Raw genomic sequence first — 14203 nt, 5'->3', positions numbered from 1 at the left:
CCGCTGACGGGAACCGCGGGCCCGGCTGGGAAGTTGTCGAGGCATGGCAGTCATCCACCACACCACCATGAACCCCACCAAGCTCGAGCTGTTGGCCTCCTGGCTTCCCTCACAGCCGTGGTACGTCGCCACCGGGCGCGCACCCGAGCTCGCCAAGGCCGGGGGTTTCCGGCTCGACGACCCGCAGGGGGAGGTCGGCATCGAGTTCATGGTCGTCACGGACGGCTCCGGTGACGGGGCCGTCGCGTACCACCTGCCGCTGACCTATCGCGGCGCTCCGCTCGACGGGGCCGACGCGGCGCTCGTCGGCACCTCCGAGCACGGGGTGCTCGGGAAGCGGTGGGTGTACGACGGGATCCACGACCCGGTGCTCGTGGAGCGGCTGCTCGCGCTGCTCGAGGGCCGCGCCGAGCCGCAGGCCCAGAGCGAGACCGGCGCCCCCGACCGCTCCGTCACGGGACGGTTCGACGGGGTCGGCCTCACCGCCGTCACCGGACCGGATGCGGTGAACGACGGTCCGCACGGAACGGATCTGGCGGTGCGGGCGGCGGGGGACACGGGGTCCCCGCTCACCCTCGGCGTGACGCGGGTGCTCCGGGCGGACGGTCCGGCGGAGGGCCGGGGGCAGGTCACCGCCGAGTGGCAGTCACCCGACGGGAGCCGCAACCGTGTGGCGTTCGTCGTCGTGCGCGAGTCTCGTTAGGGCCTGTCAGGCGTCGCGGCCCCGGCCATGATCCGCCGGACAGGCCCTGGTCCGCGGGCTGACGGGAGGTCACGGGGCCGACGCGGCGGTCAGTCCGGCACCGGGTCCGCGTGGCCCCGGCGCCGGGCGGCCGCCGGCCTGCAGCGCAGCAGACGCGCCGCCGTCAGCCACCCGCCCCGCAGTGCGCCGTGGCGGCACAGCGCCTTGACGGCGTACGTGGAACAGCTGGGCGTGTACGCGCAGCACGGCGGACGGCGCGGGCTGATCTCGTCGCGGTAGTACTGGACGGCCGTGTACAGCGCTCCGGCGACCCGCCCCGGCGGTCGGCCGGATGCGGGTCGCCTGCCGGACGAGGGGCGCAGCAGCGCCAGGAACAGGGCCGGAAGCATGGTCAGCCACATCTCGCCGCAACAGCACTGCCGCGACCCGATGCAGGTGTCGATCATCCCTGAGCAACAGCCCTCTTCACCGTCGTCGCGCCGCTTGCGCCGTCGCTCTCGCCCGGGGTTCCTCATGACGTCACTCCGCCCCCTCCGTGTCCATCGGATGATACGTACGCGTCGAAGGGCCGGTACGGGACGGGCCCGCCCGGAGGTGGGCGGGCCCGTCAAGGACGGCTGCCGGGAGGGCAGCCATCACGGGCGGCTACCGGGCCGGCGTCGTGGCCGCCAGTCCGGCCGGCACCGGGGCGTAGCCGGTGGGCCGGGTGGTGAAGGTGCCCCGGCCCTGGGTGCGGCTGCGCAGCCGGGACGCGTAGCCGAACAGCTCGGCCAGCGGCACGGTCGCGGTGACCACCGCCGTACCGGCCCGCGCGGTCGAGCCGGAGACCCGGCCGCGCCGGGCCGCGAGGTCACCGAGCACTCCGCCCACGGCGCTGTCGGGCACCGTGACCGTGACCTCGACCACCGGCTCCAGGAGCGTCATCGCACTGGCGCGCAGCGCCTCGCGGAGCGCGAAGCGACCCGCCGTACGGAACGCCATCTCCGAGGAGTCCTTGGAGTGCGTGGCGCCGTCGGTGAGCGTCACCCGCACACCGGTGACCGGGTGGCCGCCGAGGGGGCCCTCCGCCAGGGCGTCGCGGCAGCCGGCCTCGACCGCGCGGATGTACTCCTGCGGTACCCGGCCACCGGTGACGGTCGAGCGGAACGCGAACTCCCCCTCCTCCAGTGCCGTCACGTCGAGGACGACGTGCGCGAACTGGCCCGCGCCACCGTCCTGTTTGACGTGCCGGTAGACCAGGTCCGAGACGCCGCGGACGACCGTCTCGCGGTAGGCGACCTGTGGCCTGCCGACGCCGATGTCCAGGCCCTGGGCCCGGCGGATCTTCTCCACGGCCACCTCCAGATGCAGTTCGCCCATGCCCGACAGCACGGTCTGGCCGGTCTCGGGGTCCGTACGGACCGTCAGCGAGGGGTCCTCCTCGACGAGCCGGGCGAGCGCGGACGCCAGCCGGTCGGTGTCGAGGCTCCTGCGGGCCTCGACAGCCACGGAGACGACCGGGTCGGCCACGGTGGGCGGTTCGAGGAGCAGGGGCGCCGAGGGTGCGCACAGGGTGGCGCCGGTCCGGACGTCCTTCACGCCGACGACCGCGACGATGTCCCCGGCCCGGGCCCGGTCCACTTCCGTGTTCCGGTCGGCCTGCACACGCAGGATGCGACCGATCCGTTCGGTGCGCCGTGCGGCCACGTCGAGCACGACATCTCCCTTTCCTATCGTCCCCGCGTACACACGCAGGTAGGTCAGCCGTCCGGTGGCGGTCGAGTTCACCTTGAAGACCAGGGCGGCGAACGGCGCCGCCGGGTCGGCGGCCCGCTCCTCCTCCGCCTCCGCGCCGTCGACGGTGCCCCGGACCGGTGGCACGTCCAGCGGCGAGGGCAGGTAGGACACGACGGCGTCGAGGAGGGGCTCCATTCCGCGGTTGCGGTAGGCCGAGCCGCACAGCACGACCACGCCGTCCCCGGTCCGCGTGAGATCACGCAGCGCCGTGGTCAGCGTCGGCGCGGCCAGCTCCGAGCGCGCGCAGAACTCCTCCAGGGCGGCCGGATGGAGTTCGGCCACCGCCTCTTCGAGGGCTCGGCGGCGGCGCCGGGCCTCCTCCACCAGCGCGTCGGGCACGGGGCCCTCCGTACAGGTGTCGCTGCCCGGCGCCCAGACCAGGGCCCGCATGTGCACGAGGTCCACGACTCCGCTGAAGCCGTCCTCCTGACCGATCGGCAGCTGGACGACGAGCGGCACCGTGTGCAGCCGGTCCCGGATCGAGGCCACGGCGGTGTCGAGGTCGGCGCCCGCGCGGTCCAGCTTGTTGACGAAGGCGATCCTCGGTACCTGGTGCCGGTCGGCCTGCCGCCAGACCGTCTCGCTCTGCGGTTCGACCCCCGCGACCGCGTCGAACACCGCGATCGCGCCGTCGAGGACGCGCAGCGAGCGCTCCACCTCGTCGGAGAAGTCGACGTGTCCGGGCGTGTCGATGAGATTGATCCGGTGGTCGTCCCAGACGCAGCTGACCGCCGCGGCGAAGATGGTGATCCCGCGGTCGCGCTCCTGCGTGTCGAAGTCGGTGACGGTCGTGCCGTCGTGGACCTCGCCGCGCTTGTGGATGGCGCCGGTGAGGAACAGCATCCGTTCGGTGACGGTGGTCTTGCCCGCGTCGACATGGGCGAGGATGCCCAGATTCCGGACGCTGTCGAGGGAGTTGGGCAGGGGAAGGTGAAGGTGGGTACGCACGGCCCGGGGCCTTTCGGGGTGTTCGAGAACAGGGCGGCGCGATTCCCGGACGAAACAGCCCGGAAGCGGGCGGGGAGAGCCCCCGGAGAAGGGTCGGCTCAGGAGTTCGTCACGGGCGTCCGGTGGCGGCCGCGCAGCCGCCACCGGTCGGACCGGGACATCAGGATCACGTCGTACCGTGACCGGGGAACGACGACAGCGATGCGGCAACGCACGGTCGGGCTCCCCTCATCGGATCGTCAGGCGCGCCGGGTTCCCGGCGGCTCGTGAAGTGAGTGTAGGGAGCCGCCCCGGATCGGGACACCGAATTTCCGTGCCGCGGCCCGGACTTGCCCACATCGCGGGTCAGGCGCCGTCGGCCTCCTCGGCCGAAGGTGCCGAAGTCCTCGGTGCCGGTGAGGGTCCGGGGCAGCGTGACGGCATGGCCCTCGCCGAGCGCGGCCGTGAGGGCGCCTTGGGGCCGTCACTCCGAGAACGGCTCCGGGGCGCCCGCCGGGGCGAAGTAGCGGGCGACGGCGTCGTCGGTCACCTCGGCGAGCGTGGGCGGCGACCAGTGGGGGTCGCGATCCTTGTCGATCACCTGCGCGCGGATGCCCTCGACGAGGTCCGCGGAGGTCAGGGCGGCGCAGGAGAGCCGGAACTCCATGTCCAGCGCGGATTCCAGGGTGTCGAGGCGCCGGGCCCGGCGGATCGCCGCCAGGGTGACCTTGAGGGCGACGGGCGAGCGGCCCAGGAGTGTCGTGGCCGTCTCCTTGGCCTCCGGCACTCCGGAGTCGATGAGCCGGTCGACGACGGCCTCCACCGTCTCCGCCGCGTAGCAGGCGTCGATCCACTCGCGTCGGCCGGCCAGCTCTCCGGGCGGGGCGGGCTGCGAGAACCGGCGCACGACCTCGTGTGCGGGGGCCCGCGTGAGCTCCTCTGCGAGCCGGGGCAGCTCGTCCGACGGTACGAAGTGGTCGGCGAGTCCGGTCAGGAGCGCGTCGGCGGCGCCGGCCTGGGCGCCGGTGAGCGCGAGATGGGTGCCCAGTTCGCCGGGCGCCCGGCTCAGCAGATACGTGCCGCCGACGTCGGGCGCGAAGCCGATGCCCGTCTCGGGCATCGCCACCCGGGAGCGTTCGGTGACGAGGCGGACGGAGCCGTGGGCCGAGACGCCGACGCCGCCGCCCATCACGATGCCGTCCATGAAGGCCACGTAGGGCTTGGGGTAGCGGGCGATGCGGGCGTTGAGCCGGTACTCGTCGCGCCAGAAGTCGACGGAGGCGCGGCCGCCGGAGCGGGCGTCGTCGTGGATCGACCGGATGTCGCCTCCGGCGCACAGTCCGCGGTCACCGGCTCCCTCGATGACGACGGTCGCGATCGCCGGATCGTCCTCCCAGGCGGTCAGGGCCTCGTCGACGCGTTGCACCATGGCATGGGTGAGCGCGTTGATGGCCTTCGGCCGGTTCAGGGTGATGAACCCGGCCCGCCCTTCGGTGCGCACCAGGACGTGCGGGGCGTCGGTCGCGGTCATCGCGGGGGCTCCGCCGGGCCGGGGGCCTCGAAGAGTCGCATGATCCCGTTCACTTCCCTCCAGGACGATCTTCCCGCCACCGTATCCGGTGGAGCCTCCCGGGGAACAGACGATCACGGTGGCAGGGGCTTTTCCCCACCGGAGTTGAGTACGGGCACTCAGGCCGTCGGTCCGAACGGCTCGTAGCCTCGCTGCCATGGAAAGTCATGATGCCGTCGCCGACGGCTCCCTCCGCGTCGGAATCACCGGGGCCGGCTCCTGCCTGCCCGAGCAGGTCGTGGACTCGGAGGAGCTGCGGCAGCGGGTGGTCGCGGGCAGCGGGTTCGCGCTGCCCGCCGGCATGTTCGAACGGGCCACCGGGATCGTGACCCGTCGGGTCGCCCGGCCGGACCAGTACGCGTCCACCCTCGCGGTGGGCGCCGCCCGCGTCGCGCTGGGGCGGGCCGGGGTCGGGCCGGCCGACATCGACCTGCTGGTGTTCGCCTCCGCGACGCGCGACATGGTGGAACCGGCCACCGCGCACATCGTGCAGGCCGAACTCGGCTCCCGGGCCCACGCCCTGGACGTGACGAACGCCTGCAACAGCTTCGTCAACGGCATCGACCTCGCCCGCACCATGGTCCTCGCGGGGCGCGCCCGGCGGGCCCTCGTCGTCACCGGGGAGACACCGAGCCGGGCCGTCCGGCACGATCCGGCCGACCTGGCCCAGTTCCGCGACGGCTTCGCCGGCTACACCTTCGGCGACGCGGGCGCGGCGGTGGTGCTGGAGGCGGTGGAGCGCGGCGGGATACTCGACGTGGACAGCGAGACCCACTCCGAGCACTGGCGGGTCGGCGGGATATTCGGCGGCGGGTCACGTCATCCGCGCGGCGACGAGCACACCTATTTCCGCGGCGACGGCAGCGAGCTGCGCGAGGTGTTCGAGAAGGTCGGCGCGTCGGTGATCGACCGGGTGCGGCACCGTACGGGTCTGGAGTGGCGGCACTTCCGCCACGTCCTGGTCCACCAGGTCACCGTGCCGTACCTGGAGCGGTTCGTGGAGATCACCGGCGTCCCCAGGGACCGGCTCGTGGTCACGGTCCCGGAGCTCGGCAACATCGCGAGTGCGAGCCTGGGTGTGCAACTCGACCGGATCCACGACGGGTTGCGCCCGGGAGACCGGGTCCTGTTCGTCGGTCTCGGCGGCGGTGTCAGCATCATGACGATGGTCTGGGAGAAGGCGTGAGCGCGCTGTGGGTGGTGGTGCCCGCCCATCAGGAGGCCGCGCGCATCGGCGACACCCTGGAGGCGCTGGCCGCCCAGGCGGACCGGGACTTCCAGCTGGTCGTGGTGGACAACGCCTCCGAGGACGGCACCGCCGCGATCGCCCGCGCGTTCGCGGAGCGGGCGCCGTTCCCCGTGCATGTGCTCGACGAGCGGGACAAGGGGGTGGGCTGCGCCGTCGACACCGGGTTCCGGTATGCGATCGGGCGCGGGGCCACGCTTCTCGCCCGCACGGACGCCGACTGTCTGCCGCACCCCGGCTGGACGGCGGCGGCCAGGACCGCGCTGCGCAGCGGCGCCGGGCTGGTGTGCGGGCGCATCGACGCCCGCCGGGACGAACACGGGCCGCTGGGGCGCGCCCTGTTCCGTACGCTCGTGCGCGTCGCCGCGTTCTTCGGCCGGGTGCGTCCCGCGCACCGGCGCCGGCACGGCTATCTGGCCCCGTACCGGATGCACGCGGGCAACAACATGGCCATCACCGCGCGGCTGTACGAGGCCGTCGGCGGGATGCCCCGCCGCCCCTCCCCCACCGACCGGCTCTTCCTGAACCGGGTACGGCGCCGCACGACCGCCATCGTCCACGCCCGCGACATGGTCGTGGAGAACTCGACCCGGCGCCTGCGCGCGTACGGAATCGTCGGAACCGCCCGCTGGTACCTCGACAAGGGCCCGGGCCGTCACGGGGAGGACCCGCGCTGATGCTGGACGCTCTCGCCCACACCCTGCGGTCGCGGCCCGGACGCCCGGCCGTTCTCGGCACCACGCACACCGGAGCCGTCCGCACGAAAGCCACCTGCGGGGACCTCGCCGATCTCGCCTACCGGTACGCCGCCGCGCTGCACGCACGCGGCCTCCGGCGCGGTGACACGGTCGGTGTCGCGGTACGGCCGGGGCCGCGCGCGCTGGCCGTGATGCTCGCCGTGCACCGGCTGGGGCTGCGGGCCGCGGTGCTCGATCCCGGCGCGGGCCCCGACGTCCTGCGCGCCCGCCTCGCGCTGGCCCGCCCGGACGTCGTGCTCGCCGATGCCGCGGCCCAGGCGGTCGCCGGATGGGCGCGGCCGCTCGCCCGCCGGGCCCGGCTCGCGCTGCCGGACCTCGCCGAGCTCGGCCCGGTGGCCACGGTCGGCCGGAGGCTGCCGGGCTGTGCCCCGGCGCTGGACACCGGCGTCGGTACGGCGATCCTGCCGCGCCCGCTGGACGAGGACGGTGATGCGGTGATCGTCTTCACCTCGGGCACCACGTCGATGCCCCGCGCGGTGGTCCACACCCGCTCCTCCCTCGCCGCCGGCATGGCCACGGTGACCGGACTCGTTCGGCCGGAGCCCGGGCGCCCGGTCCTCGGCGGTACGTTCTTCGTCCTCGTACCGTCCCTCGCGAGCGGTGCGCCGGTCGCGCTGCCGGCCCGGTCGCCGCGCGTCCTGGCGCGGCAGATGCGACGACTCGCCCCGCAGGCCACGTATCTGACGCCGCCTCAACTACGGGCGGCGCTGGCGGCGGACGCGCGGTTCTGCGGGCGGGTCTGGACCGGTTCCGCGCCGGCGAGCGCCGAGCTGCTCACGCGCGTGCGGCGGGCCGGGGCGGACGAGGCGTGGGGGGTGTACGCGCTCACGGAGCTGTTCCCGGCGGCGGCCGTCGAGCAGGCGGAGAAGGCCGCCTTCGAGGGCGAGGGCGAGGGCGATCTGGTGGGGGCGCCGCTTCCGGGGGTGGAGGCGAAGGCGTCGGCAGCCGGGGAGTTGCTGCTGTCCGGTCCCGCGTCCCGGGACCGCTATCTCGGGGAGGAGCCCGAGGCCTGGGTGCGCACCGGTGACCGGGGGCGGCTCGACGCGGACGGCCGGATCGTGCTGGAGGGCCGCTGCAAGGACATGATCCTGCGACGGGCGGAGAACATCTACCCGGGGCTCTACGAGCCCGCGCTGCACGTGCCCGGGGTCGAACTGGCCCTGCTGGTGGGCGTTCCGGCCGGGGACGGGGACGAACGTCTGGTCGCCGTCGTCCAGCCGCGCCGCGAGGCCGACCACGACCGGGTACGGGCGGCGCTCACCGGCCCACTGCGACGCATGGGCGCGGCCCGCCCGGACGCCGTTCTGCTCGCCGACATCCCGCTGTCCGGCCGCTCTATGAAACCGGACCGCGCGGCGACGGCGCGACTGGCGGCAGCGCGGACGGCGGAGGCGGTTCGATGAGGACGGCGCGGGAGCGGCGAGCGGCGAGAACGGAAGTGGGGGCAGGGGTGGGGGTGCGGACAGAGCCGGGTGCGGTGGCTCAGCGCGCCGTACGCCACGCGGACGAGGCGGCGGAGGCGGGACCGGGTGCGCGGGCGGGAGCGGCGTCCGGGTCGGCTCCCGCCGCAGAGCCCGCCACAGAGCCCGCCACGGAGCCCGGCGGGGCGGTCGGTACGCGGGTGGATACCGCGGCCGCGCTGCGGGGCGCGCGACGGCGGGATCGACGGGTGTACATCCGGTCGCATCCGGTGCTGTTCGCCCTGCTCGCGGCGGTCCGGCGCCGCCCGGTGGCGCGGCTCGGACGCGCCGTCCTGGTGAGCGGCACCGAGCCGTACCGCGAGGCCCTCACGCGGATCCCGCTGGACCGCGCGGCGGCTGGGACGACGGGCGGCGCGGCGCGCGAACTCTCCGGTGGGGGAACCCTGTTCGACCAGGAGGGAACCGACCACCGCGACACGCGGCGGGCCGTCGCCGGAGACCTGGGCGCCGCCGGTGTGGAGCGGCTGCGTCCGGTCTGGCAGGCCGTGCTCGCCCGCGAGCTCGCCCCGCTCTCGGCCGGGCACACTGTCGACCTGGTCCCACTGGCCCGTGCGCTGGCCGGCGCTACCGTCCGCGCCCTGTTGGCCACCTCCGCCGACCCCTCGGCCCTCGCCGAGGCGGCGGCGGACGCCGCGTCCGCTGCCGTCCGCGACCACCTCCCCGGACCACGCCCGCCGGGCACGGCGCGCGCTGCGGCCAGGGCGACCGCCCGCCTTGAGGAACTGCTCGCGAGCGAGGACGCGGTGCTCCGGCACCGAAAGGACGCCGCGAGGCAGCCGGTGGCCGGCGCGTGCCCACACAGCAGCGCCGACGGGCAGGACGACGGCGCGGCGGTGGTGGCCTCCCGTGACGATGTCGCGCTGCGCGCGATGGTCGCCGTCGCCGCCGTCAACACCACCGTCGCCGCGTTGCCGCGGGCCGTCGCGTGGTGCGCGGACGGCGGGCTGTGGGAGCAGGCGGCCGATGACCGGCTGCGGCCCGCGCTCGTCGGCGAGCTGCTGCGGGTCACCGCGCCGTCCCCGCTGCTGCCGCGCGTGGCGGCGGCCGACGCCGTGCTCGACGGGTGTCCGGTGAAGGCCGGGGACCGACTCGTACTGGTGGCACGGCACGCCGTGGGGGCCGACCTCGATCCGCCGGACGCCCTGCGCCCCGCACCGTCCGCCGTCGGCCGGCTGGTCTTCGGGGCCGGTCCGCACGCCTGCCCCGGTGCGCGGCTCGCCCTCGCGCAGTTGGACGACCTGCTGGCCGCCCTCGCCCCCTACCGTCCGACCGTCGTCACCGCGCGCGTGGACCGGCGCGCCGCGCTGCCGGGCTGGCGTCGGCTGACCGTCCGCGCGACCACGGAGACCCCCTCATGACCACGATCGCCGTCACCGGAGCGAGCGGCTTCTGCGGCTCCCATGTCGCCGCCCTCGCGGCCGCGCGCGGCGCCGACGTGCTGTGTGTGGGGCGTCGGCCGGGACCCGTCGGCCGGCACGTGTACTGGGACGCGGAGGCCGGCCCGCCGGAGCTCGCCGGCGCCGATGTCGTCGTGCACTGCGCGGCGGCCGTCGGCGACCCGGTGCCCGGTTCGCCGGCCGAGGGGACGATGCGGGCCGTGAACGTCGACGGCACCGCCCGGCTCCTGGAGGCGGCCGGTGGACGGCCGGTGGTCTGGGTGAGCAGCGCCAGCGTGTACGCGCCCGGTCCCGGCCGGGACCGGATCTCCGAGGACCATCCCGTGCGCGGGCAGCTGAACGCCTACGGCCGTACGAAGGCGGCGGGAGAGGCCCTCGCGCTCGCGGCGGGGGCGGTGGTCCTGCGGCCACGCGCGGTGTACGGTCCCGGCGACCCGCACCTGGTGCCCCGGCTCCTCGCCCGCGTGCGGGCCGGCCGCTTGCTGCTGCCGGGCCCCGACGTCGTCCTGAGCCTGACGGCCGTCGAGAACCTGGCCGACGCGTGTCTCGGCGCCGCCGACTGGCGCCCGGGCGCGTACAACATCGCCGACCCGGTGCCGTACCGCCGCGACGAGGCGATCGGTACGGTCCTGCGGGCCCACGGCGTACGCGCCCGGATCCATCACCTCCCGCTGTCGGTGGCCTGGGCGGCGGCCGCGGCTGCCCAGGCCCTGGGGCGTCTCCGGCCGGGGGCCGAGCCGCCGCTGACCCGCTACGCCGTCGATCAGCTGGCCCACCGGGTCGTCCTGGACGTGTCCAAGGCGCAGGCACAGGGCTGGCGGGCGAGCCGTACCCTGACCGACTACGCGTCGGAAGCCCCGCTCGGGCGGCGTTGATCGGCGAGCTCGCCGAAGGTGCCGAGCCCTTCCTCGGGGGTGCCCGAAAGACGTCTCCAGGCATCGACGCGACTGTGGTGCCTGCGCTCTTCGCGGACACGGAGAGTCGCCTGCGCGGGACGCGCCGCGCCGGGGAGCACGGCAACAGGACATGCCCCATCACCTGATGTATGCCTTTCACATGGATGCCCGCCGGCGCGACCCCGGACCCCGCCTCTCCCGGCGCGGCGGGCGGCTGCTGCTCTCCGCGTCGTTCGCGCTGATCGCGGCGGTCACGGTGGTGGACATCCTGGCTCCGCCCGAGGTCCACCTCGGGCCGTTCCTGATCGCCGCGCCGGCGGTGACGGCCTCGTTCGCCGGGCCCCGGATGACGGCCTTCGTGGGTGCGGTCGCGGTCCTCGCGCAGTCGGTGGTGGCGATCGTGCGGACGAGTCTGACCGACCTCAACCACACGTACCAGATCGTCGCGCTGATCCTGATCTCGATCATCGTCACCTTCTTCGCGCACCTGCGCGAGCGTCACGAGAGCAAGGTGACCCAGCTCCGCTCCATCGCGCAGGCCGCGCAGAGCGTCGTCCTGCGTCCGCTCCCCCATCGGTCGGGTCCGCTGCGGATCTCCTCGCTCTATCTGGCGGCGGAGGAGGAGGCGCAGATGGGCGGCGATCTGTACGCGGCCGCCCGCACGGGGTCGGGGACGAGGCTGCTGATCGGGGACGCCCGCGGCAAGGGGCTCGACGCGATCAGCGAGGCCTCGCTCGTGCTGGGTGCCTTCCGCGTCACCGCGGGCCGGGAGACCGAGCTGCCCGAACTGATCGGGCACCTGGAAGCCGGTGTCGGTTCGGCGGAGGGGCACGAGCGCGAGGGCCCGGCCAGTGGCCCCGGGGACGCCGACGAGGCCCAGGAGGCGTTCGTCACCGCGCTGGTCCTGGACATCCCCGATCACGACCCGGTCGTCCGGCTGGTCAACTGCGGACACCCGCCGCCGCTGCTTCTTCGGCAGGGCCGGGTCGTCGCCCTCGACAGCGCCGACTCGAGCCCGCCGCTGGGGCTCGCGGATGTCCTCTCCCCCTCGGTCACCGTGGAGTCCTACCCCTTCGATGTCGGGGATGTGCTCCTGCTCTACACCGACGGTGTCGTCGAGGCCCGCGACCGCGACCGCGTCTTCTACCCCCTGACCGAACGGCTCACCGCCTGGGCGGGGGACGACCCGCAGACCTTGCTCGGCCATCTGCGGGACGACCTCCACGCCTACGCGGGCGGCCACCTCGGTGACGATGCCGCGCTGGTCGCGGTCGAACGGCTGGCCCCGGAGCCGTAGCCCGGCCTGCTTCGGATCGGTGCGGCTCCGGGGCCGATGCGGGCGCGGACCGGGCGGCGTCGTGAGGCCACGATCACGGGTGAATGCATCAGGGCTGATGACTCTTCGCCTTCTGCCGAGCGTAGTAAGCGCGGGCGCGGTTGCGGTCGCCGCAGTCCTTCGTGTTGCACCAGCGGCGGTTCCGCCGCGGTGACGTGTCGAGGTAGACCCATCCGCACTTGGCGTCCTCGCATTGGTGGAGGCGGTCGAGGTCGTCGCGCTGGGTGAGAGCCACAAGCCCGCGGACGATGCGGTTGCGGGGCAGGCGGAGGTCGGCATCCCAGTCTTGCCATTGCCAGCGGCCGCCTGTGTGGACCAGGTCGGCTGCGGCGATCGCCGCCCGGTACATGCTCGCGAGGTCTGCGGCGGCTTCGGCGTCGTCGTCGAAGAGAGCTCGGTAGGCCCTCTCGCGCGCTTCGACGACCTGTTCCCGTTCCCGCTCGGCCCCGGCGCCGTCCCGGCCGGCGAGGTGGTGCAAGGCCTCGGCCTCATCAGTGCTGATCAGGTCGGATTCGATGCACCACTCGACGACGTCGGAGAAGGTCTTCAGGGACTCGATGCGTTCGGGCCCGCCGAGCCGCCAGGCAACGGTGTTCACCAGGTCGAGCATGCGGTCACCCGCGATGTGGCCGAACCTCACCATCAGCTCCTCTCGCCGGCAAAGGCGCTCGTGCCTGCGAGTCAGCTCTCACGGGCAAAAGCAGTATTGCATGTGAGGTGATCCACTTGGCATCATTCCCAATCGGCCAATCACCCATGAGATCATCACGAGGAGAACGATCGTGCCCGTCGCCGCCCTCAGACCGTTCACCGCACTGTGGGCGTCCCAAGCGTCCTCGAACCTCGCCGACGGGGTGTTGCAGGCCGCCGCACCGCTGCTCGTCGCCACGCTGACCCGTGACCCACTTGTGGTGGCGGGCATGACGGTGGTGCAGTTCCTGCCCTGGCTGCTCGCAACCCTCCCCACAGGTGCGATGGCCGACCGCATGGACAGGCGCCGGATACTCATCGTCGGCAATTTGCTGCGCGCGGCGGGGTTCGCGCTGCTGGCCCTCGCCTTGGCCAACGGTTGGCACCACGTCGCACTTCTCTACGCCGCGGTGTTCATTGCCGGCTGTGCCGAGACGATGGTCGACAACGCCGCCCTGGCCATCCCGCCCCGTCTCCTGCCGCGCGAGAAGCTGGAGCGCGCCAACGGCAGGTTGTTCGCCACGCAGTCCGTCATCAACACGTTCATCGGTCCGCCTGCCGGCGCGGCGTTGTTCGCGCTGGCGGCATCGGCGGCCTTCTACACCGGCGCGGCCGCGTTCGCCCTCGCCGGCCTGGCGGCCCTGCTGCTGCCCGCGCTGCGCCCCACCAGCAAGGAACACGAGCACCGCCGCTCGAACCCGACCACCATGACCCAGGACATCCGCTCCGGATGGGCCCACTTCTGGCGCCACGACCTGCTGCGCCGAGTCGCGTTCATCTCGGCGGCCATCAACTTCTTCAGCGCCGCCACCGGTGGGCTCCTCGTCCTGCTGATCACCGGCCCGTACCAACTGGCCATGTCGAGCTACGGCCTGTTCATCGCCGTTCCCGCAGCCGGCGCGATCGCCGGCTCACTGCTCGCCGAACACGTCGTGCCCCGCATCGGCGGCGGCCCCACCACCTGGCTCGCCGCCCTCACCCCGGCCGCCGGCTACGCCGTCCTGGGGCTGGGCCACAGCACGCCACTGGCCCTGGCCGCCATGTTCGGTGCCGCTCTTGCCACCTCGCTGAACCAGATCGTCGTCAGCACCCTGCGCCAAGCAGCAGTCCCCGACGAACTCCTCGGCCGCGTCACCGCCGCCTACCGCCTGATCGTCCTGGGGGTCGTCCCCCTCGGCGCCCTCGGCGGCGGTCTGCTCGGACGCAGCATGGGGATCCGTGCCACCTTCGTCGCCGCAGCCCTCGGACTCACCCTCGCCGCGATCCCACTCGCCTTCCGGGTCACCACCCAAGGCCTCCGCGATGCTGAAACACACCCCTCACGCCCGCGCCCGCTTCAAACCGGTTCCCACTGACACCGGCAGCCACGGCACCGGGACCGTCCGCGTGCGTCGTCGCCGTACAGCCGTGGCCCGCATGGTTC

Annotated in this window: 12 protein-coding genes; 8 read left to right on the top strand and 4 right to left on the bottom strand. The window is 73.9% G+C overall.

All coding sequences use genetic code 11. From position 1 onward, the window contains the following. Window positions 1-43: 43 nt before the first annotated feature. On the top strand, window positions 44-703 hold the full coding sequence (locus ACFV9D_RS33730) for a 1,4-alpha-glucan branching protein (protein WP_385154963.1): 660 nt from the start codon (window positions 44-46) through the stop codon (window positions 701-703). A gap of 89 nt (window positions 704-792) precedes the next feature. Here the strand turns inward: ACFV9D_RS33730 and yidD are convergent, their stop codons facing one another. The 3 genes from yidD to ACFV9D_RS33715 form a co-directional block, all read right to left on the bottom strand. Continuing rightward, window positions 793-1149, bottom strand: a complete 357-nt coding sequence (gene yidD / locus ACFV9D_RS33725) for a membrane protein insertion efficiency factor YidD (RefSeq protein ID WP_385154960.1) — start codon at window positions 1147-1149, stop codon at window positions 793-795. Between the two features lie 199 nt (window positions 1150-1348). Beyond that, the gene (fusA, locus tag ACFV9D_RS33720) at window positions 1349-3427 is read right to left on the bottom strand and encodes an elongation factor G (protein ID WP_385154957.1); all 2079 of its coding nucleotides are present in this window, start codon (window positions 3425-3427) and stop codon (window positions 1349-1351) included. Window positions 3428-3890: 463 nt separating this feature from the next. Further along, window positions 3891-4937: an enoyl-CoA hydratase/isomerase family protein gene (locus ACFV9D_RS33715; RefSeq protein ID WP_385154954.1), complete on the bottom strand. Its 1047-nt coding sequence runs from the start codon at window positions 4935-4937 to the stop codon at window positions 3891-3893. A gap of 196 nt (window positions 4938-5133) precedes the next feature. On the opposite strand from ACFV9D_RS33715, the gene ACFV9D_RS33710 reads away from it, so the two are divergent. The 6 genes from ACFV9D_RS33710 (at window position 5134) to ACFV9D_RS33685 (ending at window position 12051) form a co-directional block, all read left to right on the top strand. Next, complete coding sequence (locus ACFV9D_RS33710) at window positions 5134-6162, top strand: 3-oxoacyl-ACP synthase III family protein (RefSeq protein WP_385154951.1); 1029 nt, start codon at window positions 5134-5136, stop codon at window positions 6160-6162. Further along, the gene (locus ACFV9D_RS33705; protein WP_385154948.1) at window positions 6159-6899 is read left to right on the top strand and encodes a glycosyltransferase family A protein; all 741 of its coding nucleotides are present in this window, start codon (window positions 6159-6161) and stop codon (window positions 6897-6899) included. Before ACFV9D_RS33710 ends, ACFV9D_RS33705 begins: the two co-directional genes overlap by 4 nt. Beyond that, window positions 6899-8383 (top strand): class I adenylate-forming enzyme family protein, encoded by a 1485-nt coding sequence (locus ACFV9D_RS33700; protein ID WP_385154946.1) that lies wholly within the window; start codon window positions 6899-6901, stop codon window positions 8381-8383. Before ACFV9D_RS33705 ends, ACFV9D_RS33700 begins: the two co-directional genes overlap by 1 nt. A gap of 53 nt (window positions 8384-8436) precedes the next feature. Then, a complete protein-coding gene (locus ACFV9D_RS33695; RefSeq protein ID WP_385154943.1) occupies window positions 8437-9819 on the top strand; it encodes a cytochrome P450 in 1383 nt (460 codons plus the stop codon). Beyond that, window positions 9816-10733: an NAD-dependent epimerase/dehydratase family protein gene (locus ACFV9D_RS33690; RefSeq protein ID WP_385154940.1), complete on the top strand. Its 918-nt coding sequence runs from the start codon at window positions 9816-9818 to the stop codon at window positions 10731-10733. The genes ACFV9D_RS33695 and ACFV9D_RS33690 overlap by 4 nt, the downstream gene beginning before the upstream one ends. Before the next feature lie 181 nt (window positions 10734-10914). Continuing rightward, window positions 10915-12051: a PP2C family protein-serine/threonine phosphatase gene (locus ACFV9D_RS33685; RefSeq protein ID WP_385154937.1), complete on the top strand. Its 1137-nt coding sequence runs from the start codon at window positions 10915-10917 to the stop codon at window positions 12049-12051. 88 nt (window positions 12052-12139) lie between these two features. On the opposite strand, the gene ACFV9D_RS33680 is transcribed toward ACFV9D_RS33685, so the two are convergent. After that, window positions 12140-12700, bottom strand: coding sequence for a CGNR zinc finger domain-containing protein (locus tag ACFV9D_RS33680; protein WP_385154934.1), 561 nt, complete (start codon window positions 12698-12700; stop codon window positions 12140-12142). Window positions 12701-12872: 172 nt separating this feature from the next. Here ACFV9D_RS33680 and ACFV9D_RS33675 point away from each other — a divergent pair, with 172 nt between their 5' ends. Beyond that, window positions 12873-14135, top strand: coding sequence for an MFS transporter (locus ACFV9D_RS33675; protein ID WP_385154930.1), 1263 nt, complete (start codon window positions 12873-12875; stop codon window positions 14133-14135). Window positions 14136-14203 lie beyond the last annotated feature (68 nt).

The sequence above is a fragment of the Streptomyces sp. NPDC059875 genome (assembly GCF_042731085.1).
In the GTDB taxonomy this organism is placed as follows: Bacteria; Actinomycetota; Actinomycetes; order Streptomycetales; family Streptomycetaceae; genus Streptomyces.
Note: the sequence above shows the minus strand (reverse complement) of the source record. Positions and strands in the feature narration are given on the sequence as shown.